The sequence below is a fragment of the Salinimicrobium sediminis genome, from assembly GCF_900215295.1.
In the GTDB taxonomy this organism is placed as follows: Bacteria; Bacteroidota; Bacteroidia; order Flavobacteriales; family Flavobacteriaceae; genus Salinimicrobium; species Salinimicrobium sediminis.
Genome location: NZ_OCMF01000001.1, coordinates 89,851 through 116,239, shown reverse-complemented (window position 1 = coordinate 116,239; position 26,389 = coordinate 89,851). Strand labels below are relative to the sequence as shown.

Below are 26,389 nucleotides of genomic sequence, written 5' to 3'. Positions count from 1 at the left end.
TTGAAGAGATGCTAAAATTTATACAGTCTCACATAAATATTTACCTATCAACCTGTCCTTAGTCTTAGGGAGTTTTAAGGTTAAAAAAATTCTGAAGGGATGCTGAAATAAATTCAGCATGACGGTGTTCCCTCTTTAATAAGATGAGATACAGGAATAAATTTAGCGGCGCAGGTTATTCTAAAAAGTAAAAGGTCTGAAAAGCAATTTTGCCTTCAGACCTTTTTAATAAAAATATACTTACCACTGATCACACCCCTCTCCATTTTGTAAGAGGAGAAATATTTGTGTTCTGATTTAGCGGTTATTCATCAACAAGCACCCAATCCCCTTTATCAAGAAGCGGGATAGCTTGTTTGAACTTCATGCTTTTATTCTCACCGGACATCACATTTTTAATAGTGACTTTATCATTGCGCCCTATTTTTGGCCGTTCCCTGGTAATGGTTTCTGTCACCTGCGGGCGTCGCTGCTGAGTTTGACCAGCCGCTCTGCTTTGTGCAGCTCTCTCGTCCATATTTGGGATTTCTTCTTTCGACGTTTCAACCTGTTCTTTTCTTCTGGTTTGTCTTGCTTCCCTAATTTGATCGGGGTTAGGTGCAGGAAGTTCTCCTTTGAAAAGGAAAGAGATCACATCCTTATTTACCTGGTCAAGCATAACCTTGAACAGTTCAAAGGCTTCAAACTTATAGATCAATAAAGGATCCTTCTGCTCGTGTACCGCCAACTGAACGCTCTGCTTCAGCTCATCCATTTTTCTTAAATGGGTTTTCCAAGCGTCGTCTATAATGGCTAAACTGATGTTCTTTTCAAAGTCGGTAATAAGCTGTTTACCTTCAGTTTCATAAGCTTTCTGAAGATTTGTGACCACTTGCAGGGATTTAACCCCATCGGTAAATGGTACCGCTATACGTTCGAAATTATTGCCTTTATCTTCCCAAACCTGCTTGATCACCGGATAAGCAGCTTCAGCATTATGCTTCATCTTCTCACGGTAATGCTTATACGCAGCTTCATAGACCACGTTGGCAACCTTCTGGAAATCCATTTTTTCAAATTCCTCTTTAGTTACAGGAGAACTCATGGAGAAATAGCGGATCAGTTCAAATTCAAAATTCTTATAGTCGTTCGCAAGTTTATTGGTTTCCGCAATATTTTCCGAAGTATCATAGATCATATTGGCGATATCCACACGAAGTCTTTCTCCAAACAAGGCATGATAGCGACGTTTGTAAACAACCTCACGCTGAGCGTTCATCACATCATCATATTCCAGCAGCCTTTTACGTACTCCAAAGTTGTTCTCTTCTACTTTTTTCTGGGCCCGCTCGATAGATTTTGAGATCATGGAATGCTGGATCACTTCACCTTCTTCAAGACCCATACGGTCCATAAGTTTTGCGATCTTTTCGGAACCAAAGAGACGCATTAGGTTATCTTCAAGAGATACATAGAACTGTGAACTTCCCGGATCTCCCTGCCGTCCTGCACGACCTCTTAACTGCCGGTCAACGCGTCGGGAATCATGGCGTTCGGTACCTACAATGGCAAGACCGCCGGCTTCTTTCACTTCTTTGGATAATTTAATATCAGTACCACGACCCGCCATGTTAGTAGCAATGGTCACAACGCCTGAATTACCTGCTTCGGCAACTATATCGGCTTCTTTTTTATGCAGTTTCGCGTTAAGTACATTATGAGGTACTTTGCGAAGCGTAAGCATACGGCTAAGCAATTCTGAAATTTCTACGGAAGTCGTACCAATGAGCACCGGCCTTCCCGCACGGGAAAGTTCAGTTACATGGTCAATCACCGCGTTATATTTTTCTCTTTTGGTCTTATAAACCAGATCCTCCTTATCTGCTCTTGCAATAGGACGGTTCGTTGGAATTTCGACAACATCGAGTTTATAGATCTCCCAGAATTCCCCGGCTTCGGTCACTGCCGTACCCGTCATTCCTGAGAGTTTGCTATACATCCTGAAGTAGTTCTGTAAGGTAACCGTTGCAAAGGTCTGGGTGGCATCTTCGATCTTTACGTTTTCCTTAGCTTCGATCGCCTGGTGGAGACCGTCGCTGTAGCGACGTCCTTCCATAATACGACCGGTTTGCTCATCCACGATCTTCACCTTGTTATCCATCACCACATATTCTGTATCTTTTTCAAACAGGGTGTATGCTTTCAACAGCTGACGCATGGTATGGATACGTTCACTCTTTACACTATAATCACGGAAAAGTTCTTCTTTCTTTTCGGCTTCATCTTCTTTAGAAAGGCCTTCATTTTCAATCTTAGCGATCTCCATCCCAATTTCGGGCAACACAAAGAAATCGGGATCATCCTTTCCGGAAAGGAATTCAATTCCTTTATCGGTAAGATCGATCTGGTTGTTCTTTTCTTCGATCACAAAATACAGCTCTGCATCAACCGTAGGCATTTCCCGGTTGTTATCGGCCATATATTTGTTTTCAGTTTTTTGAAGGAGAGCTTTTACGCCTTCCTCACTCAAAAATTTAATAAGAGCTTTGTTCTTTGGAAGTCCGCGGTAGACGCGTAGTAATTGTAGTCCCCCTTCTTCAGTATTACCGGCAGCAATAAGTTTTTTGGCTTCAGCTAAAACTCCGGTAAGGTATTTTCGTTGTACATCAACGATATTGGCAATAGCAGGTTTTAACTGGTCGAACTCGTGAACATCCCCCTTAGGAATTGGTCCTGAGATGATCAGCGGTGTCCTTGCATCATCGATCAATACAGAATCCACCTCATCCACTATAGCATAATTATGAAAACGCTGCACAAGGTCGTCCGGGGAGTGAGACATATTATCGCGCAGGTAATCAAAACCGAATTCATTGTTGGTTCCGTAGGTGATATCTGCGTTATAGGCTTTTCTTCGCGCTGCGGAATTTGGTCTGTGGTAATCTATACAGTCAACGGTAAGGCCGTGAAACTGAAACAAAGGTGCCATCCAGGCACTATCCCTTTTTGCAAGGTAATCGTTTACTGTAACCAGGTGCACACCTTTTCCGGTAAGAGCATTGAGGTACATTGGTAATGTAGCCACAAGCGTTTTACCTTCCCCTGTTTGCATCTCTGCAATTTTTCCCTGGTGCATGGCAACCCCACCAATGAGCTGTACATCGTAATGTACCATATCCCAGGTTACAGGTTTTCCTGCAGCATCCCAGGAGTTGTTCCAAATTGCAAAATCTCCGTCAAGATTGACGTAATCTTTCTCGGCAGAAATTTCCCTGTCAAAAGCATTGGCAGTTACTTTTAATTGCTGATTGTTCTTAAAGCGTTTTGCAGTTTCTTTTATAGTCGCAAAAGCTTCCGGAAGTATATCATTCAATACCCCTTCAGAAATCTCATAGGATCTTTCTTTAAGTGCATCTATTTCAGAATAAATATCTTCTTTCCTCGTGATATCTTCGGTTTCCTCAGCTTCCGCGGTAAGGGCGGCGATCTGTTCATTTACCTCCTTAAGGGCCTCCTGAATTCTGGTTTTAAAAGCGGTGGTTTTCGCTCGAAGTTCGTCCAGACTATAGGCTTCGAACTCTTTTTCAAGGGCAAGGATCTTATCAACGACAGGCTGAATTTCTTTTATGTCTTTTTTAGACTTGTCGCCAACAAAAACTTTCAATACGGTATCTAAAAAACTCATATGTTTTTGTGGTTTTAATAAATCAAAGTTACGCAAAAAAAAAGCCTCAATTCTGAGACTTTTTTCTGTGTTTATCTTTGTATGCGTTTAATATTCATCTTCATTCCAGAGGTAATCCTCATCTGTAGGATAATCCGGCCAGATCTCCTCAATTGAATCATAGGAATCACCCTCATCTTCAATTGCCTGAAGGTTTTCAACGACCTCCAGTGGGGCACCCGTCCTGATGGCGTAGTCAATTAACTCATCTTTTGTGGCGGGCCATGGGGCATCACTAAGGTAGGATGCTAATTCTAATGTCCAATACATTGGTTAATCGGTTTATAATTTCTGCAAAAATAATTTTTTTGACGAGATAGTCAAGAAAAAAATCACTTTTTTATCAATAATTTAAAAGAACGTAGGCTTCAACTGTAAAGCCTTGTATTTAAAGGGCTTTTAGGGAAGTAGTGGTTCGTAAGATCATGATTCCTTTTGGGGGATCCATTGGATCTCATTTGCCTGCAAATCTTGAGACAACTTTCGTGCCAGCACAAACAAGTAGTCACTTAGGCGGTTGAGGTACTGTAATACGGTATCTTCAAAGGGTTCAATTTCATATAAGGCAGTTGCAAGACGTTCGGCGCGGCGGCAGACGCAGCGGGCAATGTGACAAACTGACACGGTTTGATGACCACCCGGAAGCACAAAGTGTGTCATAGGCGGCAGCTCTTCGTTCATTTTGTCCATTTCCTGCTCCAGCAGCTCAATGTCTTCAATGGAAACCTTTGGGATTTCCAGGCGTTGTTTTCCACTTTTAAGGACCGCTTTTTCGGGATCTGTAGCCAAAGTGGAACCAATGGTGAAGAGTCGGTCCTGTATTCTCAAAAGGATCTCATGGCTGTGTTCATCAATTTGCTGATCCCTTAACATGCCCAGGTGGGAATTAAGTTCATCTACAGTGCCATAGCTTTCAATACGAATATGATGTTTGGAAACGCGGGTACCGCCAAAAAGTGCAGTAGTACCTTTGTCCCCGGTCTTGGTATATATCTTCATAGTTTCTCTTTAAGCTTCCTCTGCGGAAGGGTGCCTAAAATAGGAAAAAATTTGTGTTTAATATAAGAGGTGGAGGTTCGAAAATGTTGCAGGTTTGGTTTCAGGTTGTGAAGGTTGGGGGTCTCGGGTTGGAAAAAGTGGTGCCGGGATCCTGTTGCCGGTTGCCGCGCCCCCGCAACTTAAAATTACGCAATGCTTCATGGTGGTTGCGAGTGAAGAGTGCCGGTTGGAAAAACTGTTGCCGGTTTCCCGTTGCCAGTCCTCATCCCTTCGTACTTCTAAAATCCTACTTCTAATTTCTTAATTCATACTTCTACTCGCCAATATTAACTTCGGGAGGGGAATTATTTCTTCTGTTGAATTTTCCACGGATCCTGTCACTGAGCGAACGACGCCATTCCAGCTCCTTTTTTCTTCTTTTACGACTTCTTAGCCACAGGAAAAATGAGACGCAAATGCATAACAGTGCGAGGTAGAGGAAAATTTCGTTGGTCCAGGAGATTTCCATGGCAACACGGTTTTAAAGTGGAATATAATTTACCTAAAAAACCTGATATGCGGAAGGGGAAGGAGTGTTAAAAACTAGATAATTATGTATCAATATTTTTTCTTTCTCTCGTTGTATCGTTTCCTGAAGCTCCTGTTCCTGCTATTGTTCCGGTTCTTCTTCGACTGATTTCTGTTCCAAAAAAAAATGCCAGGAATACCACGATTAGGATGATGTATAGGAGTATATCGCTGTCAAAAAAAGACATTTATCGAGAAGTTAGATGTGATAATTTTTTGCAAGTAGATTGAAAACTTAGAAGTCCGAAAAAGGGTCTTTTTGTCAGTTTCCAATTGCAAATTTTCAATGAAAGTAGAATTTAAAAGTCGTACTTCTAACTTCGTACTTCCACATTCATTTCCTTCCTTTCGTCACTTTCGATTATTCCGTCCCTGAGGCGTATGATTCGGTGGGCGTGGCGGGCAATATCTTCTTCGTGGGTCACCAGGATCACTGTGTTTCCTGCGGCATGGATCTCATCGAACAGGTTCATGATCTCCACGGAGGTCTTTGAATCCAGGTTTCCCGTTGGTTCATCGGCAAGAATAATGGATGGATTATTGACCAACGCCCGTCCCACAGCAACTCTTTGCCTCTGACCTCCCGAAAGCTGATTGGGTTTATGGTCCATCCTGTCTGCAAGTCCCACATCGGCAAGTACTTTTTCTGCTCGTTCCTTCCGCTCAGCTTTTGAGGCTCCGGCGTAGATCATGGGTAAGGCTACATTGTCCAAAGCGGTGGTGCGGGGGAGAAGGTTGAACGTCTGGAATACAAATCCGATTTCCTTGTTTCGGATCTCGGCAAGTTCGTCGTCACTCATTTGGCTTACATCCTTTCCATTGAGGATATATTGTCCCGAAGTTGGTGTATCCAAACACCCTAACAGGTTCATCAGGGTTGATTTTCCCGATCCCGACGGACCCATAAAGGCGACATATTCCCCTTTTTCAATATCCAGGTCTATGCCTTTTAAAACTTTTACTATTTCCTGCCCCAGGAAAAAATCCCTGGTAATTTGCCTGATCTTGATTACGCTGCTCATATAAAGTCTGAATTCACAAAGTTAGACGCAAGGTAGGGGAGTTTGTTACAATCTGTTCAATTAACAATTAGCAATTATCAATTAGCAATGAACATAATCGAATTGAAGATTTGTTCGTGCTCATTCGATATCCACACATTGTCAGGCTGAGCTATTTCTACAGCCGGCAGGTGTAGAAATTTGGTCGAAGCCGGTTTTTATTATAATGATGGAGCTCGTCACGGCTCACAGATCCGCGCCAACTGCTTTGAATTATTGTTTCCTGTACTAAAGCTTGTGAAGTGGTCCCCTCCTACGGAGGGAGCCTGTCCTGAACTTGTTTCAGGATGGCCGCAGGTCGGAGTGGGGAGAAATAAAAATTTTTCGCGCTTCCTTGCACCGGCCCTGAAGGGAGGAAGCGCACAAAAACATTTGAGGAGCAAAATATTCCTAAAAAAAGAAGCCAAAGGCCGATAGCTAATAGCCAACGGCTTTATTTTGCTCCGAGTGTCAAGGGAGTGGACACCCCGACCGCGGCAATCTCATGATGGGTAGCAGAATTAGGAAAAGGAGGAAAGAATGACGTGAAAAGTTCATGGAGAAGGAGATTACTTCGTCGCCTTGTCTGCTTCTCGCAAAGACGGAAAAAAGCTAATGGCCAAGGGCTAACAGCCAACAGCTTTTTTTACTCCAAGTGTAATTGCAAGGGAGGGGACACCCCGACTGCGGCAATCTCTGATGGGTAGCAGAATTAAGAAAAGAAAGAAAGAAGGTCATGAAAAACTCCTGAAGTGGCAGATTGCTTCGTCGCCTTGTCGGCTTCTCGCAAAGACAGAAAAAAAGCTAATGGCCAATAGCCAACAGCTTGTTCACATTCTGATCACAAAATGTTCCTTTTCCTGTTCTCTTCTGAAAAAGACCAGCCCCCACTGAAAAGTATCTATAGTGACTTTTACCCGTGGGTGGGCTTTAATTTCTTCCCAGGCTTCTTCCATGCCTTTAGACCAGTGGATGTCGTCCAGGATCATGACGGAGTCATTATGGACTGTGGGAAGTAGTTTTTTGAAATAAGTTAGAGTAGCCTCTTTTTGATGGTTACCGTCAACGAATAGTAGGTCAAAGTTATGAGTTAAGAGTTCAGAGTTATCTGTTGCGGGTTGTGATTTGTGAGTATTGAGTATTGAGAAATGAGTCGGCACGGATTGTAAATCCGCGCCATCGGACTTTTTGGGATTTGGGATTTGGGAATTGGAATTTGTTTTTGCACTTTCCTTCAGAAAATCTTCAAATCTCCCAACCTTTAGCTGAATATTTTTAAGGTTGAATTCTTCAAATTTCTCCTTTGCTATCGCAGCTGTTTCCGGGCACCCTTCAATTGTGGTGATCTTTACTCTATTTCCTGCTGCCATTGCTGCCGTACCTAGTCCCAGGGAAGACCCAAGTTCAAGAGCACTGTCTACCTCCAGATACCTCACCAGCCGATTCAGGAGTCGGGCGCGTTTGGGGGAAATCCCTGCGGTTTTTGCCATTTTTGACACCTTTCTTTCCTCAGATCTGAACACTCTGCTTCCTGCTCCGAAATCCTTTATATGAATAGTTCTTTTGTCTTTCAGCAGAGATTTGCGGTAATCTTTCAGAATTCTATAAGCGGAATATTTCTTCCTGTCGTTAAAGCATCTTGTCACAAGACTGTATACAAAAGGTGAATGCACTCCATGCTGATTTGTGGAGCGGAAAAGGAACTTTATGTAAGCCATTACAATGAACAATGAACTATTATCAATTAACAATTAACACGGCTAATAATTATCTGATTAATTAATCCCTAATTAACCAATCCCATTACTCCATCTTCGCCCCAAGCTCAAACCACCGCTCCGTCTTTTGCACTATCTCGTCTTCGATTTTGCTCAACTCCTTGGAAGCCTTTTCAATCTCCTCCGGATTTAGATCCTGCAGGAATTTTTTTTGCACCTCTTCCTTTTTCTTTTCAAGATTGTGGATCTCTTTCTCGAGCTTGTTGTACTCTTTCTGCTCATTATAGGTGAGTCCGGCACTAGTGCTGCTTTCTTTTTTCCAGGCTTTTTTATCGGTTGAAGCTTCAGGTTTTTCAGAAGGTTCAGAAACAGAGCTGGCTTCATACTCCCGGTAATCGGAGTAATTTCCGGGGAAATCTTCAATTTCGGCTTTTCCTTTGAATACAAAGAGGTGATCTACGATCTTATCCATGAAATACCTGTCGTGAGAAACCACTACCAGGCAGCCCGGGAAATCGAGCAGGAAGTTCTCCAGCACGTTCAGGGTTACAATGTCAAGGTCGTTGGTAGGCTCATCCAGGATGAGGAAGTTGGGATTCTGAATGAGAACGGTACACAGGTACAATCTTTTCTTTTCCCCGCCACTCAGCTTTTCCACGTAATCATATTGCTTCTTGCGGTCAAAAAGGAAGCGCTCAAGGAGTTGCTGAGCAGAGATCTGTCTCCCTTTCTTCAGCGGAATATAATCCCCAAATTCCCTTATCACATCGATCACCTTTTGACCTTCCTTGACCTCGATTCCTCTTTGGGTGTAATAACCGAACTTAATAGTCTCGCCTATGGTGATCTTTCCGGAGTCGGGTTCAATGCCACCGGTAAGGATGTTCAGAAAAGTGGATTTTCCGGTCCCGTTTTTTCCAATGATCCCAATGCGGTCTCCCGGTTGGAAATTATAGTTGAATTTATCAAGCAGTGTAAGATCTCCAAAGCTTTTCGAGACATTGTGGAATTCGACTATCTTATTCCCGAGGCGCTCCATATTGATCTCCAGCTGTACCTCGTGGTCATTTCGACGCTTGGAAGCACGGTCTTTTATTTCAAAGAAATCGTCGATGCGCGACTTTGACTTTGTAGTACGGGCTTTTGGCTGCCGGCGCATCCAGTCCAGTTCCTTTTTGAAAAGCTGCTTGGCCTTGTCTGTATTCGTTTGTTCTAAAGCAATGCGTTCATCCTTTTTGCTTAGGTAGTAGGAGTAATTGCCTTTGTAAGTATAGAGATTGCCGTCCTCGAGTTCTACGATCTCGTTACACACCCTTTCTAGGAAGTAGCGGTCGTGCGTTACCATAAATATTGTGAAATTTTCCTTGCGGAAGAACTCTTCCAGCCACTCGATCATATCCAGATCCAGGTGGTTGGTAGGTTCATCCATTATAATGAGATTGGGTTTGTTGAGGATCATGGAGGCCAGGGCGAGGCGTTTTTTTTGTCCGCCACTAAGACTGCCCACTTTTGCGTGCAGGTCCTCCAGTTTCAGTTTAAAGAGGATCTGTTTGTAGGTCGTCTCAAAATCCCAGGCCTGGTGCGCATCCATCTGCTCAAATGCCTGTTGGTACGCATCGGCATCATCAGGATTTTCAAGGGCCTTTTCATAGCGCTCTATCACCTTGAGGATCTCATTGTCTGAAGCGAAAATAGTCTGCTCAACCGTTAAGTTTGGATCGAGGTTGGGTTCCTGCGGAAGAAATGCAGTGGTGATGTCCTTGCGGTAAACCACATTCCCGGCATCGGGAGTATCGGCACCCGAAAGGATGTTTAGCAGGGAAGTTTTCCCCGTTCCATTTTTCGCCACAAATCCCACCTTATCCCCTTCATTGATCCCGAAAGAAAGATTTCTGAACAGCTCCCTTTCGCCATAGGCCTTGGCTACATTTTCAACAGATAAATAATTCACGCAGTTATTTTTGGCAAAAGTAGGTATTTCAATGATCAATTAGCAATGAACATTTAACAGGAGTAAATTCCTAATTACAAGCACCAAATTCCAAAAAACTTCATTAATAGTGTCCCCTCCTTTGGAGGGAGCCTGTCCTGAACTTGTTTCAGGAGGGCCGCAGGTTGGGGTGGGGGTATGGATGCCCGCAGGTCGGGTGGGGGTCGAACAAAATGATAAGAGGAAAAATTTTGTATCCGCGCTTCTTTGCCCCTTCCGATAGCTATCGGGACTAAAGGGAGGCGCTATGATGCGGGAGGTCAATTTCCACCGTCTTTGCGAGGGAGGGGGGCAGCCCGACCGCGGCAATCTCCTGATGAGAACACGAATTTGTCTCCGTATCCGCGCTATTTTGCCCCTCCCAATAGCCATCGGGATTAAAGGAGGAAGTGCTAAGAATTTTTCTGCAGTTCGTTCGACTGGTTATTTTAATAATTATTTCAAGAACAGAGGCTTTAACTTCCTCCGTCGAACAGAAAAACGAATGGCTATTAGCTAAAGGCTAAAAACTAACAGTCAACAGCCAACAGCTAACAGAAAATTAGGGAACCACAAGACCGACCATTATAAAAACTTATATTTGTTTTCAGTTAATTAATATCTGTAACAGCATCGAAACTACAACTTCTCAAAAAACCGCACTCATCACCGGCATCACCGGGCAGGATGGGGCTTATTTAGCAGAACTTCTACTGGAAAAAGGATATGTGGTACATGGGATCAAGAGGAGATCCAGTCTTTTTAATACAGAAAGGGTAGATCATCTGTACCAGGATCCGCATGAAAAGGATATTCGGTTTAAACTTCATTACGGGGATCTTAGCGATTCGATGAATCTTACGCGGATCATCCAGGAAGTGCAGCCCGATGAGATCTATAACCTCGGCGCCATGTCTCATGTAAAGGTGAGCTTTGATACCCCGGAATATACAGCCAACGTTGACGGACTTGGCACCCTGAGAATTTTAGAGGCGGTGAGGCTGTTGGGTCTTACAAAGAAGACAAAGGTCTACCAGGCATCGACTTCAGAATTATATGGGTTGGTGCAACAGGTGCCGCAGACGGAGAAAACTCCGTTCTATCCCCGAAGCCCTTATGGAGTGGCGAAATTATACGCTTATTGGATCACTGTTAACTACCGGGAAGCCTATGACATGTTCGCTTGCAATGGTATCTTGTTTAACCACGAATCCCCCTTAAGGGGAGAAACTTTTGTCACCCGAAAGATCACCCGGGCAGTAGCCCGAATTGCTTTGGGGATGCAGGAAGTTTTTTTCCTGGGAAATCTGGATGCGCAAAGGGACTGGGGACATGCCAGGGATTATGTAGAAGCTATGTGGCTTATGCTGCAGCAGGACAGGCCGGATGATTATGTGATCGCTACAGGAAAAACTACTTCCGTAAGAGAGCTGGTGCGGATGGCTTTTAGCTGCGTGGGTATCACCCTGGAATTTACTGGAAAGGGAGAAAGGGAAGTGGCAAAAGTAGTGGAGTGTAACAATTCCGATTTTCAGGTAGCCCCGGGAACTATTGTGCTTCAGGTTGATCCGAAGTATCATCGACCTACAGAGGTGGATCTGTTAATTGGTGATGCTTCCAAATGTAGGAAAGAATTGGGTTGGGAACCTAAACATAGTCTGCAGGATCTTGTAGAGGAGATGGTGACAGCAGATGTGGAACTCTTCCGCAGAGAAAAGTACCTGAGAGACGGCGGACATAGGACGCTGAATTATAATGGAGAATGAAAATAAGTGTTCAGTGTTCGGTGCTCAGTGATCAGTAAGTAAAAAATTCCAGGCACCAAATCCCAAATTCTAAGGCTTCAAAAAACAACCATAAACAGTAACATTAAATTGGGCGAGTGGAAAAAGATTCAAGAATATACGTAGCGGGACATACCGGGATGGTGGGTTCGGCCTTGGTCAGGAAGCTTAAGCAGGAAGGTTTCAAAAACCTAATTTTTCGAACCTCTTCCGAATTGGATCTTACTGAACAGCAGGCTGTAAAAAACTTTTTTGAAGAGGAAAGACCCGATTATGTTTTTCTGGCAGCAGCTAAGGTTGGAGGGATCATGGCTAACAATACTTACAGGGGGCAATTCCTGTATGAGAACCTCATGATCCAGAACAATGTGATCCACCAAAGCTATGTCTATGGTGTCAAAAAGTTGCTTTTCCTGGCTTCTTCCTGTATCTATCCCAAAATGGCTCCGCAGCCAATAAAAGAAGAATACCTGCTCACCGGCAAGTTGGAACCTACGAATGAGCCTTATGCCATAGCCAAGATCGCCGGACTTAAAATGTGTGAGAATTATAATCGGCAGTACGGTCGTGATTTTATTTCGGTAATGCCCACCAACCTTTACGGACCCAATGATAATTATGATCCTGAAACCGCTCACGTCCTGCCGGCGTTGCTGGGTAAATTTCATGAAGCTAAAGAGCAAAATAAACCCTCAGTAGAAGTATGGGGTACAGGTGCTCCAAAAAGGGAATTTTTACATGTTGATGACCTGGCTGAAGCTTGTCTGCATCTCATGCAAACCTACAGCGGAAACGTCAGTGTCAACATAGGAACTGGAGAGGATATTTCTATTAAAGATCTGGCAGATTTGATTAAGAAGACTACCAGCTACTCCGGAGAAATTTCCTGGGACACCACAAAGCCCGACGGCACTCCAAGAAAACTGCTGGATGTTGCGCTGATCCACAGCCTGGGATGGAAACATTCAATTTCTCTGAAGGAGGGGATAAGAACAGTTTATGGGGAGAGATTCCTCTAGATAAAGCACCAAATTCTAAATTCTAGGCACCAAGTAGAATTTAGAATTAACAACCCATATTTCAGTAGATAGTCCATAGTTAGGAGTAGGAGTAGTGAGTAGTGATTTTATAATTTACCCGCGCTTCTCTGCCCCTCCCGATTGCTATCGGGACTAAAGGGTGGAAGCGCCAGAGTGAATATCAGATGCCGGAATAATAATAAAATGTAATCCGCAATACGCATTTCACAACCGGCAACAGGCAACGGTTGACCGGCAACTGTTCGAAAGCCTGCAACCTGCAACCTTTTAGGCTAAGAGCTTTTTTGCCAATTTAACTGCTACTAATCACTGCCTACTGCATACTGAGTTGAACACTTCACAAAATAAATTTCTATCTTCCCCGTTAGATTAGAGCAAATTTATTGGAGGTATTTAAAAATTTCCTTTTTATTTGTATACCAATTGAAGCACAACCAGACCTTATGAAAAAATATTTTTTTGCCCTCCTGTTTATATTCATGACTTTTTCCGGTTTTTCCCAGACCACATTCGAATATGGCCTCAAAGGAGGAATAAACTATTCCATGGGCGGAGAAATTAGAGGAAGTAAATCAAATGCCAACTATTGGGGTGAAACGGTTCAGGGTGTTGGAGGAATAGGTTATCATGGTGGAATATTTGGACAGGTGAACTTTGGCAAGTTTTTTATTAGACCCGAAGTAGTTTACAGTTCACTTACCCAGGAATTCGAAATACCACTGAGGGAGGATAATACTGAATACTCGGTTCAAACTTTTACAATTCCCTTATTGCTGGGATATAATATTTATGGTCCTCTTGATGTTTATGCAGGTCCGGTTTATTCAAATGTACTGGATGCAAAAATATATGGAGAACAAAACGATCAACTTATTGTTGTTCAAAATACCCCTATTAATGCCCAGGCCGGGGTAAAGGTGGAAGTTGGTAGGTTTGGAATTGACGTGAGATATGAACATTCTCTTTCTACTGCTGAGCGGCAGGACATAGATCTTGATAATAATCTATTTGGGGGTCCCAATGGAGGAGCTAATAAAGGCTGGTTTAATGACGCCAGATTAAACCAGGTAATCGTGAGCATTATATTTAAAATCGGCGGACCCGGTCTGAACGAAAGGAGACGGAGAGCCTGTTATTAGAAAAAGTTTGCACTAGGCAGTTTTTAGTGGCAGTTCAAACCAGGTAAGGAGGTGTATTAGGATTATAATTAGGTTAAAATTTTCTCCAGTTCTCGCTTTGATATTTCCGGTGCAACCGTTATTCTCTCCAGACAAAGTTTAAAGTTTTCATCGACGATTTTTTGATCCCAGTTCATTTCTTCTATGGGATCATTGAATGAAAAATAGGTGAAGCCGATATAAGCTTCACATGTTTCCTCAACCACCGGGATAGCACCACAAAGAATGGCTTCAAAGAATCTATAAGTCCATACACTGTTACCGCTGGGGCATAGTACAAATTTTGAATTTGCTAAAGTCCGATAGTATTCCTCATCCCAGGCTTTATCGGGAAATTTTCTCCCTTTCCCGGAGGGTATGATTCTTAATTCTCTATTATAACTAATTTCAATTTCAGGTAAACCAAGCAGGAGACGGAAATGATTTTTTATTTTGGGTAAATATTCTTTGTGACTGTGAATACTCTGTTTAATTCCCCATTTTTCGCTAATCCAATGCTCTAATTCTTTTTTTCGCTTATAACTCATCCATCCTGTGAAGACAAATCTATACGTGCGTTCCCCCTTCCATAGAGATTTGCAATAGGTTACTATGGAGTGAGGAAAAATTAGTGTTCTGGTAATATTTCCTATACTGACTTTTGGTGTTTTATGATCAATCTTTACAAGATTGGCAATTGGAAAATCATCCTCTGATCCTGTGCCTACGGAAAAATTAAATTTTTTCTCAAGAGGTTCTAACTTAAATTTTTCTGATGGTTTTACATTTATCTTATGACCGGTTTCAGCAATGGCATGAATTAAACGCAGCTCCTGTAGGAGCTTTATCTCAGTTTCAAATAATATATTCTTTACTTCCATTCTTTAAGGTAGGTTTTCAAAAATAGAATAATGTCCCGATATCACAACATTCTAAAGAACCGGGGTTATAATGATAGCAGGAACAACAATACTATACATTTATTTTATTATTAACATTCAACACCTATATTTGTCTTTACCTATTAGTCCCAAATGAGTTACAGGCAGTTAATTTTTATTCTAAGTGTTTTGCTTTTTGTTTCTTCCTGTGTCCCCACTAAAAGATTAATGTATCTGCAGGAAGATGGTGCGGCGACAGACAGTATTATTACAGTGGAGCGAATTCAAAAACCATATCGCATACAGGTGAATGATCTGCTGAGTATCAGAGTAAAGGCACTTGATCAGGAACTAGTGGGGATGTTCAATCCAATTGGAGAAGATAATCCGACTGCCACCGGGGAGGAAAGACTTTATTATGACGGCTTTCTGGTTGATGCCCACGGAAACATCAGAGTACCAACTTTGGGGGAGGTGAACGTTTTGGGATTTACTGTAGATGAGGTTAGAGAGAAGATCGAAAAAGCTCTTTTAGAAAGTTATTTTAGGGAACAGGCAAACATATTCGTAACTGTTAAACTGGCTGGGATAAGATATACGACCATAGGAGAAATAGGATCCGGAAGTCAGGTGATCTACAAAGAGCAGGTGACTATCATGGAAGCCATTGCACAGGCCGGAGATATTAATGAATTTGGTGATCGCACAGATGTGGTGATCGTGAGACAGTACCCGGGAGGGGAGAAGCGGCACCATATAGATCTTACCACTATAGATGCAATGCGGTCTCCGTATTATTATATTCAGCCAAATGACCTGATTATTGTAAATCCGCTACCTCAAAAAGCATTAGGCTTTGGTACAACCGGGATGGAAGCATTAGGTACTATTACGAGTCTTTTGGCATTTGTGACCACAACAATTTTATTAATTACCCGATGATGTATGGCACATGAAGATGATCACATAACAGACATTGGCTCTACCTTTGACTTCAAGGGTTTTATTCTTAAGGTGCTGAGTTATTGGCAACTTATACTACTTTCTATTGCCATTAGCCTTGGAGTTGCCTATTACAACAATGTTCGGAAGTTGCCCGTATATCGCTTGGATAATTCCATAAGTATAAAAGACGACCAAAACCCTTTTTTTACCACTAACACCAGCCTCACCTTTAATTGGGGTGGAACTTCAGATAAGGTGAATACAGCGATCACAATTTTAAAATCCCGTTCTCATAATGAAGAAGTGGTTGAACGTTTACAGTATTATATAAATTACCTGGAGGATGGAGAGTACCAAAGAGTTAATGCATACGGCAACACTCCTTTTAAGGTGGTAGCAGATACAGCCGGATTTCAGGCGTTGAACACAACTTTTGAAATACGCTTTAAAGATCCGGAAACTTTTTCGTTGAGTACTAACTTTTCCGGCGGGAAATCAACAACCTATAATTATGCTACGCAGGAGTACCTGCAGGTTGAGGTAGAACAGGGAAGATTCAGCAGGGACTACAAATTAGGTGACCAGGTTGTTTTACCTTTCTTTAGCGGTAGTTTTTTACCGACCGGTATTGAGCCTGTTGTTGGGAAGCCATTTTATGTAAGTTTTGAGAATTTTGACAGGGTGGTGAACAGGTGGAAAGGGATCTCTGTTAATGCCCAGGGCCAGGGTGCATCTGTATTAAACCTAGCTCTAACTGGAAATAACAAAGCAGAGATAGTGGATTACCTCAATGGATCGGTAAAAGTTTTGAGTCAAAACATGCTGGAGCGGAAGAATCTCTTTGCAACAAAAACCATTCGTTTTATAGATAGCAGCCTTTCTGTTAAATCCCTGGAACTTCAAAATGTTGAAGAAGAATTGAACAGGTTCAGAAATGAGAACCAGATCATTGACCTAAGCGCTGAGACGGGGCAACTTAATAGCCGGCTCCAGGGATTGGACGTACGTAAGGAAGAAGTTCAAAGAGAATTGGCCTACTATGAAATTCTGGAGGATTATCTGAAAACCCGGAGTGACTACTCAGAAGTTCCTGCGCCCTCTGTTGCGGGCATTTCTGAAGGTAGCATTGTTGGTGGTGTAAGTCGAATTCTTACCCTGGCAGAGGAACGCAGGAAATATGAGTATTCCTTACAGCAAAATTCCCCTGTATTTGATAACATAGATCGGCAAATAAACGCGGTTAAAGCAGTTTTGCTCGAAAATCTTAGTTCCTCCCAAAGCCTTTTGCGAAGAGAGCTGCAGGAAATCAATAGAGATGTGGCTCTGGCGGAAGCTGAGATAAGAAAGTTACCCCAGGAGCAGCAGGATCTTCTGAAGATTGAGAGGAAATACTCCTTAAGTGAAAAAACTTATAACCTCTTTCTTGAAAAACGTAGCGAAGCAGGATTGATAAAGGCAGCCAATGTGAGCGATGTAATGGTAATTGATATGGCCAAAGATACGGGAGGAGGTAAAATTGGACCAAATACACAACTCAACTATGTGATGGCTTTAATGGTGGGTGGCATGATCCCGCTCACATTTGTATTCCTGTTGGTATTTCTCAATACTAATGTTCATAATGCACAGGAGGTGACACGGCTATCTCCAATTCCAATTCTCGGTATGATAGGTAGAAGCAGGATGGATACCAACCTTGCAGTATTTAATAGACCGAAATCTGCAATTGCAGAAGGATTCAGGGGGTTGAGGTCCAGTCTTCAATTTATGTACAAAAAGCAGGGAGTAACTGGTTCAAAGACTGTTCTGATAACATCCTCAGTTTCGGGAGAGGGAAAAACCTTTTGCGCCATGAACCTGGCCACTGTGTTCGCGCTGAGTGAAAAGAAAACCGTCTTGGTAGGTGCCGATTTACGAAAGCCCAAGATCTTTGATGATTTTAAGATCAACAATGACGTGGGGGTCGTAAATTATCTCATCGGGCAGGAGACGCTTGATTACATTATTCAGCCGAGTATGGTGCCACATCTTGATGTGATCACTGCCGGACCTATACCGCCAAACCCTTCCGAGCTTTTAATGAACGAGCAGATGGAGGTACTTATGAATGAGCTGAAGGAGCGATATGATTATATTATTATGGATACTCCGCCTGTAGGAGTAGTTGCAGATGCCCTGAATCTTGTAAAATATGCAGACGCAACTTTGTACCTGATACGTCAGGATTACACTAAACGCGGAATGCTGGAGGTCATCAATGAGAAGTATAGAAAAGGTGAGATAAAGAACATCAGCTTCGTACTTAACCATTTCGTTCATCGGGCCAAATATGGCTACGGCTATGGCTACGGCTATGGCTACGGGTATGGTTATGGGTATGGGCAATACGGAAAAGGCTACGGTGAAAAGAGTAATAAAAGGAATAACCTGAAAAGGAAGTGGGCAGAATTTAAAAGAAATTTTGAATAATTAAGCCTGGAATAGAGAAATTTGTAGAAGAGAGGATTATTTTTCCCTGAAGAAATGAAAAAATATATTCTGAAAGCGCCTACCCTTCTGATTTCTGAAGCTTCCCCTAATCTTGTAAGAATATCTATTATTTTCAAAATCTTTTAGAAAAGAGGAAAGGCTTGACTTATCAGTTTTCAGGTTGTGATGATATTCAATATAGTGATTCTTCACCTTACTTATGGTTGAGGTTTCCACCAGATCTTTAACAATCAGGCTTTCTGCGCCCTCAACATCCATTTTCACTAAGTCTACAGAGTCTAATTCTTTTAAGAAGGTAGATAATCTCATTGTTTGGACCTCCAACATTTGTTTCCCTCCGCGGTCGCTCCTTATAAACGCACTGGCGGTTCCAATATCTTCAGGAATAAAAAATGGTATAGCTTTTTCTTCACTATACAAGGCTGCTTCATATGTCTCTACACCGGTAATATTATTTGCTCTAATATTCTGAGTCAGCAGTTTAAAGGAATATGGATTTGGTTCAAACCCATAATTCTACACTTGGGTAGAATTTTTTTAAAATACAAAACAGAGATTCCAATATTTGCACCGCAATCAATTATCAAAGGTTTTTTTAATGTAGTTCGGAATGAGTACTCACCGGCAATAAAAATTTCATTCACCAAATAAAATAAAGTGGAATGGCGGTAGGCATAGATTTTATAACCCTGTATTTTTTCAGAAATGATTGTTTTTTTTTTTTTTGGTATTTGTGATTTTTTGTGTAGTCGATTTAGGGCCAGAAATAAAGATACTTTCTCTAAAAATTTGTGAGTTAATTTTGACTTTAGAAAGCTTCTTTAAAAATTGTCAACAATAAATTTCATCATTTTTTCGATGCTATGTTTAAATGTATATGGGACATTCTGTTATCTTGAAAATTTTGGAACTCATATTTCTGAAAACCAGATCTACCCAAGAAAATAATTGCTTTTTAAGCATCTTACTTAATATTTGTAACACAAAATTCCAAGGACAGTCTTATTGAAATCAATTTCAATGAAACAGTTTTTATAGCCTTCACAATGGTCCGATCCTCTGTAAGTGATAAAAACGTTGCATTTTACTGAAAATTAGCATACTGATTAAAAGATAATTTTGAAATCGAAAATGTAACTAAGGCGCTAATAGATAGGATTGTGTAATAGAAATATAGATGCTAAACACCAAAGCAATTATTAGATCTGGATAACTCAGCTTTATTATTAAGTTTGATTTGGGGAATTGGTGTTTTGCTGACTTTTTGAATCTTCTAAATTCTGCCGGGAATAACAACCCACGGGATGACTAAAAATGAGAGCTGAAATTTAAAAGCTTCTAAAAAAGCTTTTAAATAAAATCAAAATCTTGCCCACACTGGAGATTTTGACTAGCCAGGGATTTTCCTAGTCTTTTAGAAATTATTCAATATATACGTTTCTCAAAAATGAACTTATTCAGAAAACGTTTTCTAACCATGTTTGAGTAGCCTAGAAATAGCTTGTCTCTTCTATTTAAAACAGGATTTGTTTTCTTAAAAGAAGAAATTACATCAATAAATTTACCTAATACAACTTCATTGGTGAACTCTTTTGGTATTTCATTTCCCTTAAAATATGGCTCTTTTAGATAAATTTTATATATGTTCTCGTTTTGATCAATTTCTTTAATTGCATCAATGGCATTATTGAAATTGTCATAATCATGTACATTCACAAAACTTTTTGGATTAAAATCGGTGTCCACCTTAGGGTTTCCCCAATATATAGGAATTGAATTAACTTTCATAGGTTCAAAAATTTTCTCTGTAGTATAGCCAGGATAAGAAGAATTTTCAAAGGCTAAAGTGAATTTGTACGGCTCTATAAAGTGGAACCGGTTTTTGACCCGAGATCCAATATTGTTGAGAAATTTACCTCCCGAATCTACTTTTTTGTATTCTGATAGAAGATGAAAAAATTGATTTCTCTCTTTTCCCCGGGGATTACTTACCAACATATTGCAAAACTTATTCTTTTCGGAAGAAATCTGATCAATATTTTTTTCCTCAATTAATTTCTCCACATTGCCGTAGAGGATAAATAATGGAAGCCTATAATTATTCCCTTTAGCCTCACTATAATCAAAACTGAAACTGAAATCACATTCGTTGTAATTTGGACGAACATTCTCAGGGGCAAAAAATATCTTATGACAATTATATTTTAAAAAATTGAAGCTATAACAGGAATAAATAAGTACCTCTGGATCCTCAACAATTTGAACATCATAATACTTTCTTAATAAATTTATAAAATAATTATCGTGCTTATTAAATCCTGGCCAAAAGTCAGAAAAGTTTAATTTTAAGGTGTTCATTATCACTATTGGTTTAATATAAATAATAAAGGTAATATTCTTTTATATCTTGTTTGAGTAGTTTAAAGGGAATTGATTTGGTTCAAAAGCTATTATCCTGCAGTTTGGCAATATTTTCTTAAAGCACAAGATTGGGATACCAATATTTGCCCCACAATCAAATATCTTCGAATTCTTCTTGAGACTATTAAAGGAGTATTCACCAGCAATGAAAATCTCATTTATTAAGAAATTTAAAGTGAATAGCTATAGGCTGGTATTATTTATATCCCATTATAGTTTCCGTAATGTGAGCTCCTGTTTGTGATAAATCATACTTTTTCTCCAGGCGATTCAGAACCATGGATAATGATGCTATTTCTGAAAATATTTCGGATAATTCAGACTTTATAAAATTTTTATACAAAAGGTTAATTTTATTTTTTATCACTTTTTTTGCTAAAATCACCTTAATATTTTTTCCTTTCGTAAAATTAGCAGCTAAAAATTGTCACCTAAAAACTTAGGTACTCATCCTGTTGAATTCTTCTGTTTTATTTCATTCATAACAAGATGGTCTTACATAGGTTCACTCCAATATAATCTGCACACGGAAATTGTCTATATTTGGCAAAATTTCGGTTTGTTTTTCAATAACAACCTGCCTGTTATGCCATTATTTAAAATATCAACCCCTACGTTTCTGTTGAAGGACAAGGTTTAAAACTAAATAAATTTTTCTTATTAGAATATAAATATCAGTTGATATGAAGGTGAACTTTATTGTTGTCGGAGGACAAAAGTGTGGTACAACTGCTGTTCATAAATTTATGAAACATCATCCTCAAGTAAAAACTTCCAATCCTAAGGAAACAGATTTTTTTAATTATAGGCACGTGTATGAAAAAGGTTTTAATTATTACCATTCACATTTTGGAAAGGATAACTCTCTGAAAAGATCAATTAAAGATTGGTATAGAAATGTCAAATTTATGGAATCATCTCCAACTTATCTGACTGATGAAGATATAACCGAAACAGCTAAAAGAATCTATACCTATAATCCTAAAATAAAATTGATCTGTTTAGTGCGTAATCCAACAGATAGAGCATTTAGTGCGTGGAATATGTATAGAAAAAGATATTTCGAAAAAGGTGATGAATGGTGGTTTGAATGGATGAAAAATAAAACAGGCAGAAAACCTTTAGCTATTTCCCGAACTAAAAAAGAGTATCAGGATTTTAACCTTTATGTTGAAAACGAATTGGCTGTTATTAATAAAAATCAGAAAATAGCATGTGATATTATTAAGATGGGGGAGTATTATAAGGGGATTAAAATTTTCCAAAGGTTCTTTGGTGATAATTTTCTTGTTATTAAGAATGAAGATTTAAAAAAAAATACTTCAGAAAAGTTAATCGAAATTGCTGAGTTTTTTAAAATCCAGAGTTTTGATTGGGAAAGATTTCATAACGTAGAAATTTTTAAAGGAAATTATATAGAAACTATGCCTGTTGAAACTGAAAAAATGCTTAATTCTCTTTATTCGAATGCAAATGAAGAATTGTTTAAGTTAACGGGCATTAGTTACTAAAATCTGTTACCTCCTTAAACGAAAATTTGAAAATATTTCCAATTAATACATAAATTTTGGTCATCAGGTGAAAAAATTATTAAAAAAATGCAGGAAAAGAGTTATTTAATCTTCCTTCTAACAGAAATTAAGCATTAATAAAATGTATTAAATTAATTATCTAAAAGTTTAAGGTGTGAGTAAACTATGGATGCGGAAAGTTGCGAAAAAGATTTTTAGGGATACTAAATATTATCTATGGTATAACACTTTCCAAAAAAGTTTAATTTGTACCAAAAGAAAAAATGCTGGACAAATCTTACTGTTTAACAATAATTTTTTTTATCATCATGGTAGAGCCTTTTATGATTCCTATAGAGAAATTTTTCAGAAAAAAATTTATCAATTTAAACCAGTAAGTAAAAATCCCACTATCATTGATTGTGGAGCTAATATGGGTTTAAGCACTTTATTTTTTTCTAAGTATTACCCAGATGCAATGGTCATAGCTTTTGAACCAGATTCCTATGTGTTTCCTTTTCTTAAAAAAAACATGAAATCCCAAATCCTGGAGAATGTTCATTTAGAAGAGAAGGCTGTATGGATTAGTGAATCCTCTTTGGATTTTTATACGGATAAAGGTTTGGGAGGGCGTCTAAACAAGGAATATTCAGGGCAAAAATCCACTCGGGTAGAAACAGTAAGGTTAAAAGAAATCCTCACCAAGAAGATCGACATGCTAAAATTAGACATTGAGGGTTCGGAATTTGATGTTTTGAAGGATTGTGAAGAAAAATTATATCTTGTTGATCATATCTTTATTGAATATCATAGCACATATAATGAGGGTCAACATCTAGATGATATTTTAAATCTTTTAAAGCAAAGTGGATTTAGGTATCATTTAAAAGAATCTTTTTCCAGAAATAAACCTTTTGTAGATCATACACTCTCATGTGAGAAGTTTGATCTTGCCATTAATATTTTTGGCTACAGAAATTGAATGACTTATCAAGATGATAACCATAATCATTTCTTCTGTTAAAGATGGTCTGTTTTTCTCATTAGAAGAAAACATAAAAAAAACTATTGGTAATATTACTTATGAAATCATAAGAATTAACAACCCAGGAATAATGAGCATTGGGGTTGCTTATAACAAAGGTGCTAAAAAAGCTAAGTTTAACCATTTGTTGTTTATCCACGAAGATATAAAATTTCTTCAAAATAATTGGGGGTTGGAGTTACTACAGATTCATAATTCCAATGAAAATATTGGTATCATTGGTTTAGCTGGGGGAACTAAAAAATTTTTATTACCAACTGGTTTCGAATCAGGAATCTACCAACTTAAACATAATTTTATACCACGGAATGAAAAGCAAGCAACCAATTTTTTTTCAAAAAATGAATTAAGACAAGTTAAAACCTTAGATGGAGTATTTTTAAGTCTGACCAGGAAGAGATGGGAAGAATTAAAATTTAGTGAAGAAATAGAAGGTTTTCATTTTTATGATTTAGACATTTCTTTAAGAGCTTCTGAAAATTTCGAGAATTTTGTAACTTCAAGAATTCCAATAATTCATTACTCCTTAGGCAAATTTGATAATATGTGGATTAGGTCATCAATAAATTTTCATAAAAGAAAATACCATTTTGATATCTGCAATTCTCAGGAGAAAAGTGTAGTTCGAAATTTTTGGTATAAAAGACTCTTAAGGGAGGAAATAAGTTTTGTAAACAGAGTTTATTACAGTTTTAATTTAGGTATAGACAGAGCAAGCATTAAAAATTTTTTAAAATTTCTTTTTTGGAATTTTATATCCTTAACGGGGAGGGATTGAAGTAATTTTTTTGATTTTTTTTACTATAAGAGGGTAATTAGAAAACTTTTATACGTATAATAATTTTGTGATTAGATATTCTAGAATATCAATATGAAGATGATTTATTAATTTCAAGTTTTTGGGGAAAGTTAGTAACCAAGTACATTATCGAATAACGCCTAAGAGAAAACTCCTAGACCTAAATTTCCCAGAGATATGGAAGTACAGGGATCTCTTATTTCTTTTTGTTAGACGCGATATAATTACAGTTTATAAGCAAACCATTCTTGGTCCGCTATGGTATTTAATTCAGCCATTATTAACCGCATTAACCTTTACCCTGGTTTTCAATAATATTGCAGAAATTCCTACTGGTAAGGTTCCTCCATTCCTGTTCAATCTGGTTGGGATCACCGCTTGGAATTATTTCTCTCAGTGTCTAACTGGTACTTCAAATATCTTTCGGGCAAATGCGGAAATTTTTGGCAAGGTTTATTTCCCACGTATAATAACCCCAATTGCCAGCGTTATTACAATGCTTTTTAAATTTGGCATTCAGCTGGGTATAGTGATAGTCGTGTATATTTTTTTACTTTCCGGGGGGTTTCATATTCATCCAAATTTAAAATTATTCTTATTACCTGTTTATATCCTAATAATGGCTTTATCAGGCTTGGGTTTAGGCTTGATTGTTTCATCAGTGACTATAAAATACAGGGATTTTGGTTTCTTAGTAGGATTCGCAGTCTCTTTATTATTATATATTTCAGCAGTTCCTTATCCGCTTAAAGAAGTGGAAAATAAAATTCCTGAATATGCATGGATTGTTAATTACAATCCATTAGCCCATGTGATGGAGGGCTTTAGATATATTATTCTGAACACCGGAACATTTAACTGGGCCTGGTTCGTATTTAGTTTTGTCTTTTCAATAATTTTATTTTTGACCGGTTTAGTTTTATTTAATAGGTCTGAAAAGATATTTATTGACACTGTTTAAATACCAGAATATTACGGGTAAGCCTATAATCAAGAAGAGACTCAAAATTTTTAAATGAAATCTATTTTAATAGCAGAAAATATCTCAAAGCAATACCGTCTGGGTGTGATAGGTACCGGTAATATTAGACATGATCTAAAACGTTGGTGGTATCTTAAAAGAGGAAAAGAAGATCCCTTTATTAAAATTGGAGAGAAGAACAGGCAGGACACGAAGGCTTCCGGTGATTACGTATGGGCATTAAAGGATATAAATTTTGAAGTAAAACCTGGAGAGATCCTGGGGATTATTGGAAAGAACGGTGCAGGTAAATCCACTTTATTAAAGATCCTTTCCAGGATCACTGCGCCCACCACGGGATCTATTGAGGTAAGAGGTCGAATTTCTTCACTATTGGAAGTTGGTACAGGTTTTCACAGGGAGCTTACGGGTAGAGAAAACATATTTATGAACGGCGCGGTTTTAGGGATGACTAAACGTGAAATTAAAACCAAGCTTGATGAAATTATTGATTTTTCGGGTTGTGAACGTTATATAGATACTCCGGTTAAGAGATACAGTAGCGGTATGACCGTGAGATTGGGCTTTGCGGTTGCCGCGCATTTAGAACCTGATATCCTGGTGGTAGATGAAGTGCTGGCCGTGGGGGATGCCGAGTTTCAAAAGAAAGCTATTGGAAAAATGAATACCCTTTCCAGTGATTCGGGGCGAACCATCCTCTTTGTGAGCCATAATATGGATGCCGTGAAAAGCTTATGCCAACGGGGTCTGGTGCTGCACAATGGTGAAGTCGATTTTGCAGGCGAGGCCAGGGAAAGTGTTGATCATTATCTTTCTAATTACAGGAGAATACCGCAGATTCAAAATAAAATAAATGAGTCTCATAGGCGGCATAAAAATTCCAGAGCCTTAGAGCTTTTGAGTATAAGTTCATCCCATAATGATCTTCACACAAGAAGCAGGATGTGTTTTGATGTACTGATACGGAAGAACAAGAATATCACCTTTCCAGTTTGCCTGACCGGTACCATCATGAACTTTTCAGATATGGAAATTGGTTCTTTTTTCTCTGAAGAGATTTATGTTCATCAGGAGGAAAGTACCATAAATTTAACGATTGCAGATCATAACCTGGCACCGGGCTCTTATTATATTAACCTGACCATCTCAAAAGGAAGCCTGAAAAATGCCCACTTATCTGAAGTAGATCATGCCTTTGAAGCCATTAGTTTTGAGATAGAAATGAAGGAAAGGAATGAATATTTTGTGAACTGGAAAAAAAACTGGGGACAAATTTATTTTCCTTCAGAAGTGAAATTGAAAACCGATATATAAAGGGAAAAAGAATAATATTATCGT

20 protein-coding genes and 1 pseudogene are annotated in these 26,389 nt (G+C 39.3%); 10 read left to right on the top strand and 11 right to left on the bottom strand.

Translation table 11 applies throughout. The annotated features are described in order from the left end of the window. Positions 1 to 304 precede the first annotated feature (304 nt). The 8 genes from secA to CRO16_RS00520 form a co-directional block, all read right to left on the bottom strand. The gene (secA, locus tag CRO16_RS00550; RefSeq protein ID WP_097054412.1) at positions 305 to 3,664 is read right to left on the bottom strand and encodes a preprotein translocase subunit SecA; all 3,360 of its coding nucleotides are present in this window, start codon (positions 3,662 to 3,664) and stop codon (positions 305 to 307) included. Positions 3,665 to 3,751: 87 nt separating this feature from the next. Further along, entirely contained in the window at positions 3,752 to 3,973 is a 222-nt protein-coding gene (locus CRO16_RS00545) for a DUF2795 domain-containing protein (RefSeq protein WP_008272287.1), read from the bottom strand. 153 nt (positions 3,974 to 4,126) lie between these two features. Further along, complete coding sequence (locus tag CRO16_RS00540) at positions 4,127 to 4,702, bottom strand: cob(I)yrinic acid a,c-diamide adenosyltransferase (RefSeq protein ID WP_097054411.1); 576 nt, start codon at positions 4,700 to 4,702, stop codon at positions 4,127 to 4,129. 313 nt (positions 4,703 to 5,015) lie between these two features. Continuing rightward, on the bottom strand, positions 5,016 to 5,210 hold the full coding sequence (locus tag CRO16_RS16030) for a hypothetical protein (protein ID WP_143544383.1): 195 nt from the start codon (positions 5,208 to 5,210) through the stop codon (positions 5,016 to 5,018). A gap of 82 nt (positions 5,211 to 5,292) precedes the next feature. Continuing rightward, on the bottom strand, positions 5,293 to 5,457 hold the full coding sequence (locus CRO16_RS16065; protein WP_179670463.1) for a hypothetical protein: 165 nt from the start codon (positions 5,455 to 5,457) through the stop codon (positions 5,293 to 5,295). 126 nt (positions 5,458 to 5,583) lie between these two features. Then, positions 5,584 to 6,291 (bottom strand): ABC transporter ATP-binding protein, encoded by a 708-nt coding sequence (locus tag CRO16_RS00535; protein ID WP_097054410.1) that lies wholly within the window; start codon positions 6,289 to 6,291, stop codon positions 5,584 to 5,586. Positions 6,292 to 7,139: 848 nt separating this feature from the next. Next, complete coding sequence (locus CRO16_RS00525; protein WP_097054408.1) at positions 7,140 to 8,027, bottom strand: O-methyltransferase; 888 nt, start codon at positions 8,025 to 8,027, stop codon at positions 7,140 to 7,142. 85 nt (positions 8,028 to 8,112) lie between these two features. Further along, complete coding sequence (locus CRO16_RS00520) at positions 8,113 to 9,978, bottom strand: ABC-F family ATP-binding cassette domain-containing protein (protein WP_097055718.1); 1,866 nt, start codon at positions 9,976 to 9,978, stop codon at positions 8,113 to 8,115. Positions 9,979 to 10,628: 650 nt separating this feature from the next. On the opposite strand from CRO16_RS00520, the gene gmd reads away from it, so the two are divergent. From gmd to CRO16_RS00505, 3 genes are all read left to right on the top strand, one after another. Further along, entirely contained in the window at positions 10,629 to 11,762 is a 1,134-nt protein-coding gene (gene gmd, locus CRO16_RS00515; protein WP_097054407.1) for a GDP-mannose 4,6-dehydratase, read from the top strand. A gap of 116 nt (positions 11,763 to 11,878) precedes the next feature. Continuing rightward, a complete protein-coding gene (locus CRO16_RS00510; protein WP_097054406.1) occupies positions 11,879 to 12,799 on the top strand; it encodes a GDP-L-fucose synthase family protein in 921 nt (306 codons plus the stop codon). A 464-nt stretch (positions 12,800 to 13,263) separates the two neighbouring features. Continuing rightward, positions 13,264 to 13,959, top strand: a complete 696-nt coding sequence (locus CRO16_RS00505) for an outer membrane beta-barrel protein (RefSeq protein ID WP_097054405.1) — start codon at positions 13,264 to 13,266, stop codon at positions 13,957 to 13,959. 68 nt (positions 13,960 to 14,027) lie between these two features. On the opposite strand, the gene CRO16_RS00500 is transcribed toward CRO16_RS00505, so the two are convergent. Then, positions 14,028 to 14,858 (bottom strand): exostosin domain-containing protein, encoded by an 831-nt coding sequence (locus CRO16_RS00500; protein WP_097054404.1) that lies wholly within the window; start codon positions 14,856 to 14,858, stop codon positions 14,028 to 14,030. A gap of 153 nt (positions 14,859 to 15,011) precedes the next feature. Between CRO16_RS00500 and CRO16_RS00495 the strand changes: the two genes are divergently transcribed. Both CRO16_RS00495 and CRO16_RS00490 read left to right on the top strand, forming a co-directional pair. Beyond that, complete coding sequence (locus tag CRO16_RS00495; RefSeq protein WP_097054403.1) at positions 15,012 to 15,800, top strand: polysaccharide biosynthesis/export family protein; 789 nt, start codon at positions 15,012 to 15,014, stop codon at positions 15,798 to 15,800. A gap of 3 nt (positions 15,801 to 15,803) precedes the next feature. Next, complete coding sequence (locus CRO16_RS00490) at positions 15,804 to 18,272, top strand: exopolysaccharide transport family protein (RefSeq protein ID WP_097054402.1); 2,469 nt, start codon at positions 15,804 to 15,806, stop codon at positions 18,270 to 18,272. A gap of 36 nt (positions 18,273 to 18,308) precedes the next feature. Here the strand turns inward: CRO16_RS00490 and CRO16_RS00485 are convergent. Beyond that, positions 18,309 to 18,794 (bottom strand): annotated as a pseudogene (locus tag CRO16_RS00485) (FkbM family methyltransferase); the annotation flags it as partial. Between the two features lie 924 nt (positions 18,795 to 19,718). Next, complete coding sequence (locus tag CRO16_RS00480) at positions 19,719 to 20,651, bottom strand: glycosyltransferase family 10 domain-containing protein (protein ID WP_097054400.1); 933 nt, start codon at positions 20,649 to 20,651, stop codon at positions 19,719 to 19,721. A 746-nt stretch (positions 20,652 to 21,397) separates the two neighbouring features. On the opposite strand from CRO16_RS00480, the gene CRO16_RS00475 reads away from it, so the two are divergent. From CRO16_RS00475 to CRO16_RS00455, 5 genes are all read left to right on the top strand, one after another. After that, the gene (locus tag CRO16_RS00475) at positions 21,398 to 22,225 is read left to right on the top strand and encodes a sulfotransferase domain-containing protein (protein WP_097054399.1); all 828 of its coding nucleotides are present in this window, start codon (positions 21,398 to 21,400) and stop codon (positions 22,223 to 22,225) included. 175 nt (positions 22,226 to 22,400) lie between these two features. After that, a complete protein-coding gene (locus tag CRO16_RS00470; protein WP_143544382.1) occupies positions 22,401 to 23,207 on the top strand; it encodes an FkbM family methyltransferase in 807 nt (268 codons plus the stop codon). A 13-nt stretch (positions 23,208 to 23,220) separates the two neighbouring features. After that, positions 23,221 to 24,048 carry a glycosyltransferase gene (locus tag CRO16_RS00465; protein WP_097054397.1) on the top strand — a complete coding sequence of 276 codons (828 nt, stop codon included), beginning with the start codon at positions 23,221 to 23,223 and terminating at the stop codon, positions 24,046 to 24,048. A 121-nt stretch (positions 24,049 to 24,169) separates the two neighbouring features. Further along, entirely contained in the window at positions 24,170 to 25,030 is an 861-nt protein-coding gene (locus CRO16_RS00460; RefSeq protein ID WP_097054396.1) for an ABC transporter permease, read from the top strand. 54 nt (positions 25,031 to 25,084) lie between these two features. After that, on the top strand, positions 25,085 to 26,365 hold the full coding sequence (locus tag CRO16_RS00455) for an ABC transporter ATP-binding protein (RefSeq protein ID WP_097054395.1): 1,281 nt from the start codon (positions 25,085 to 25,087) through the stop codon (positions 26,363 to 26,365). The last annotated feature ends 24 nt before the right edge of the window (positions 26,366 to 26,389 follow it).

Excerpts from the sequence above, each read along its gene's own strand:
- secA (WP_097054412.1), bottom strand. The coding sequence starts at position 3,664 with ATGAGTTTTTTAGATACCGTATTGAAAGTTTTTGTTGGCGACAAGTCT.
- CRO16_RS00545 (WP_008272287.1), bottom strand. The coding sequence starts at position 3,973 with ATGTATTGGACATTAGAATTAGCATCCTACCTTAGTGATGCCCCATGG.
- CRO16_RS00540 (WP_097054411.1), bottom strand. The coding sequence starts at position 4,702 with ATGAAGATATATACCAAGACCGGGGACAAAGGTACTACTGCACTTTTT.
- CRO16_RS16030 (WP_143544383.1), bottom strand. The coding sequence starts at position 5,210 with ATGGAAATCTCCTGGACCAACGAAATTTTCCTCTACCTCGCACTGTTA.
- CRO16_RS16065 (WP_179670463.1), bottom strand. The coding sequence starts at position 5,457 with ATGTCTTTTTTTGACAGCGATATACTCCTATACATCATCCTAATCGTG.
- CRO16_RS00535 (WP_097054410.1), bottom strand. The coding sequence starts at position 6,291 with ATGAGCAGCGTAATCAAGATCAGGCAAATTACCAGGGATTTTTTCCTG.
- CRO16_RS00525 (WP_097054408.1), bottom strand. The coding sequence starts at position 8,027 with ATGGCTTACATAAAGTTCCTTTTCCGCTCCACAAATCAGCATGGAGTG.
- CRO16_RS00505 (WP_097054405.1), top strand. The coding sequence starts at position 13,264 with ATGAAAAAATATTTTTTTGCCCTCCTGTTTATATTCATGACTTTTTCC.
- CRO16_RS00500 (WP_097054404.1), bottom strand. The coding sequence starts at position 14,858 with ATGGAAGTAAAGAATATATTATTTGAAACTGAGATAAAGCTCCTACAG.
- CRO16_RS00495 (WP_097054403.1), top strand. The coding sequence starts at position 15,012 with ATGAGTTACAGGCAGTTAATTTTTATTCTAAGTGTTTTGCTTTTTGTT.
- CRO16_RS00490 (WP_097054402.1), top strand. The coding sequence starts at position 15,804 with ATGGCACATGAAGATGATCACATAACAGACATTGGCTCTACCTTTGAC.
- CRO16_RS00480 (WP_097054400.1), bottom strand. The coding sequence starts at position 20,651 with ATGAACACCTTAAAATTAAACTTTTCTGACTTTTGGCCAGGATTTAAT.
- CRO16_RS00475 (WP_097054399.1), top strand. The coding sequence starts at position 21,398 with ATGAAGGTGAACTTTATTGTTGTCGGAGGACAAAAGTGTGGTACAACT.
- CRO16_RS00465 (WP_097054397.1), top strand. The coding sequence starts at position 23,221 with ATGATAACCATAATCATTTCTTCTGTTAAAGATGGTCTGTTTTTCTCA.
- CRO16_RS00455 (WP_097054395.1), top strand. The coding sequence starts at position 25,085 with ATGAAATCTATTTTAATAGCAGAAAATATCTCAAAGCAATACCGTCTG.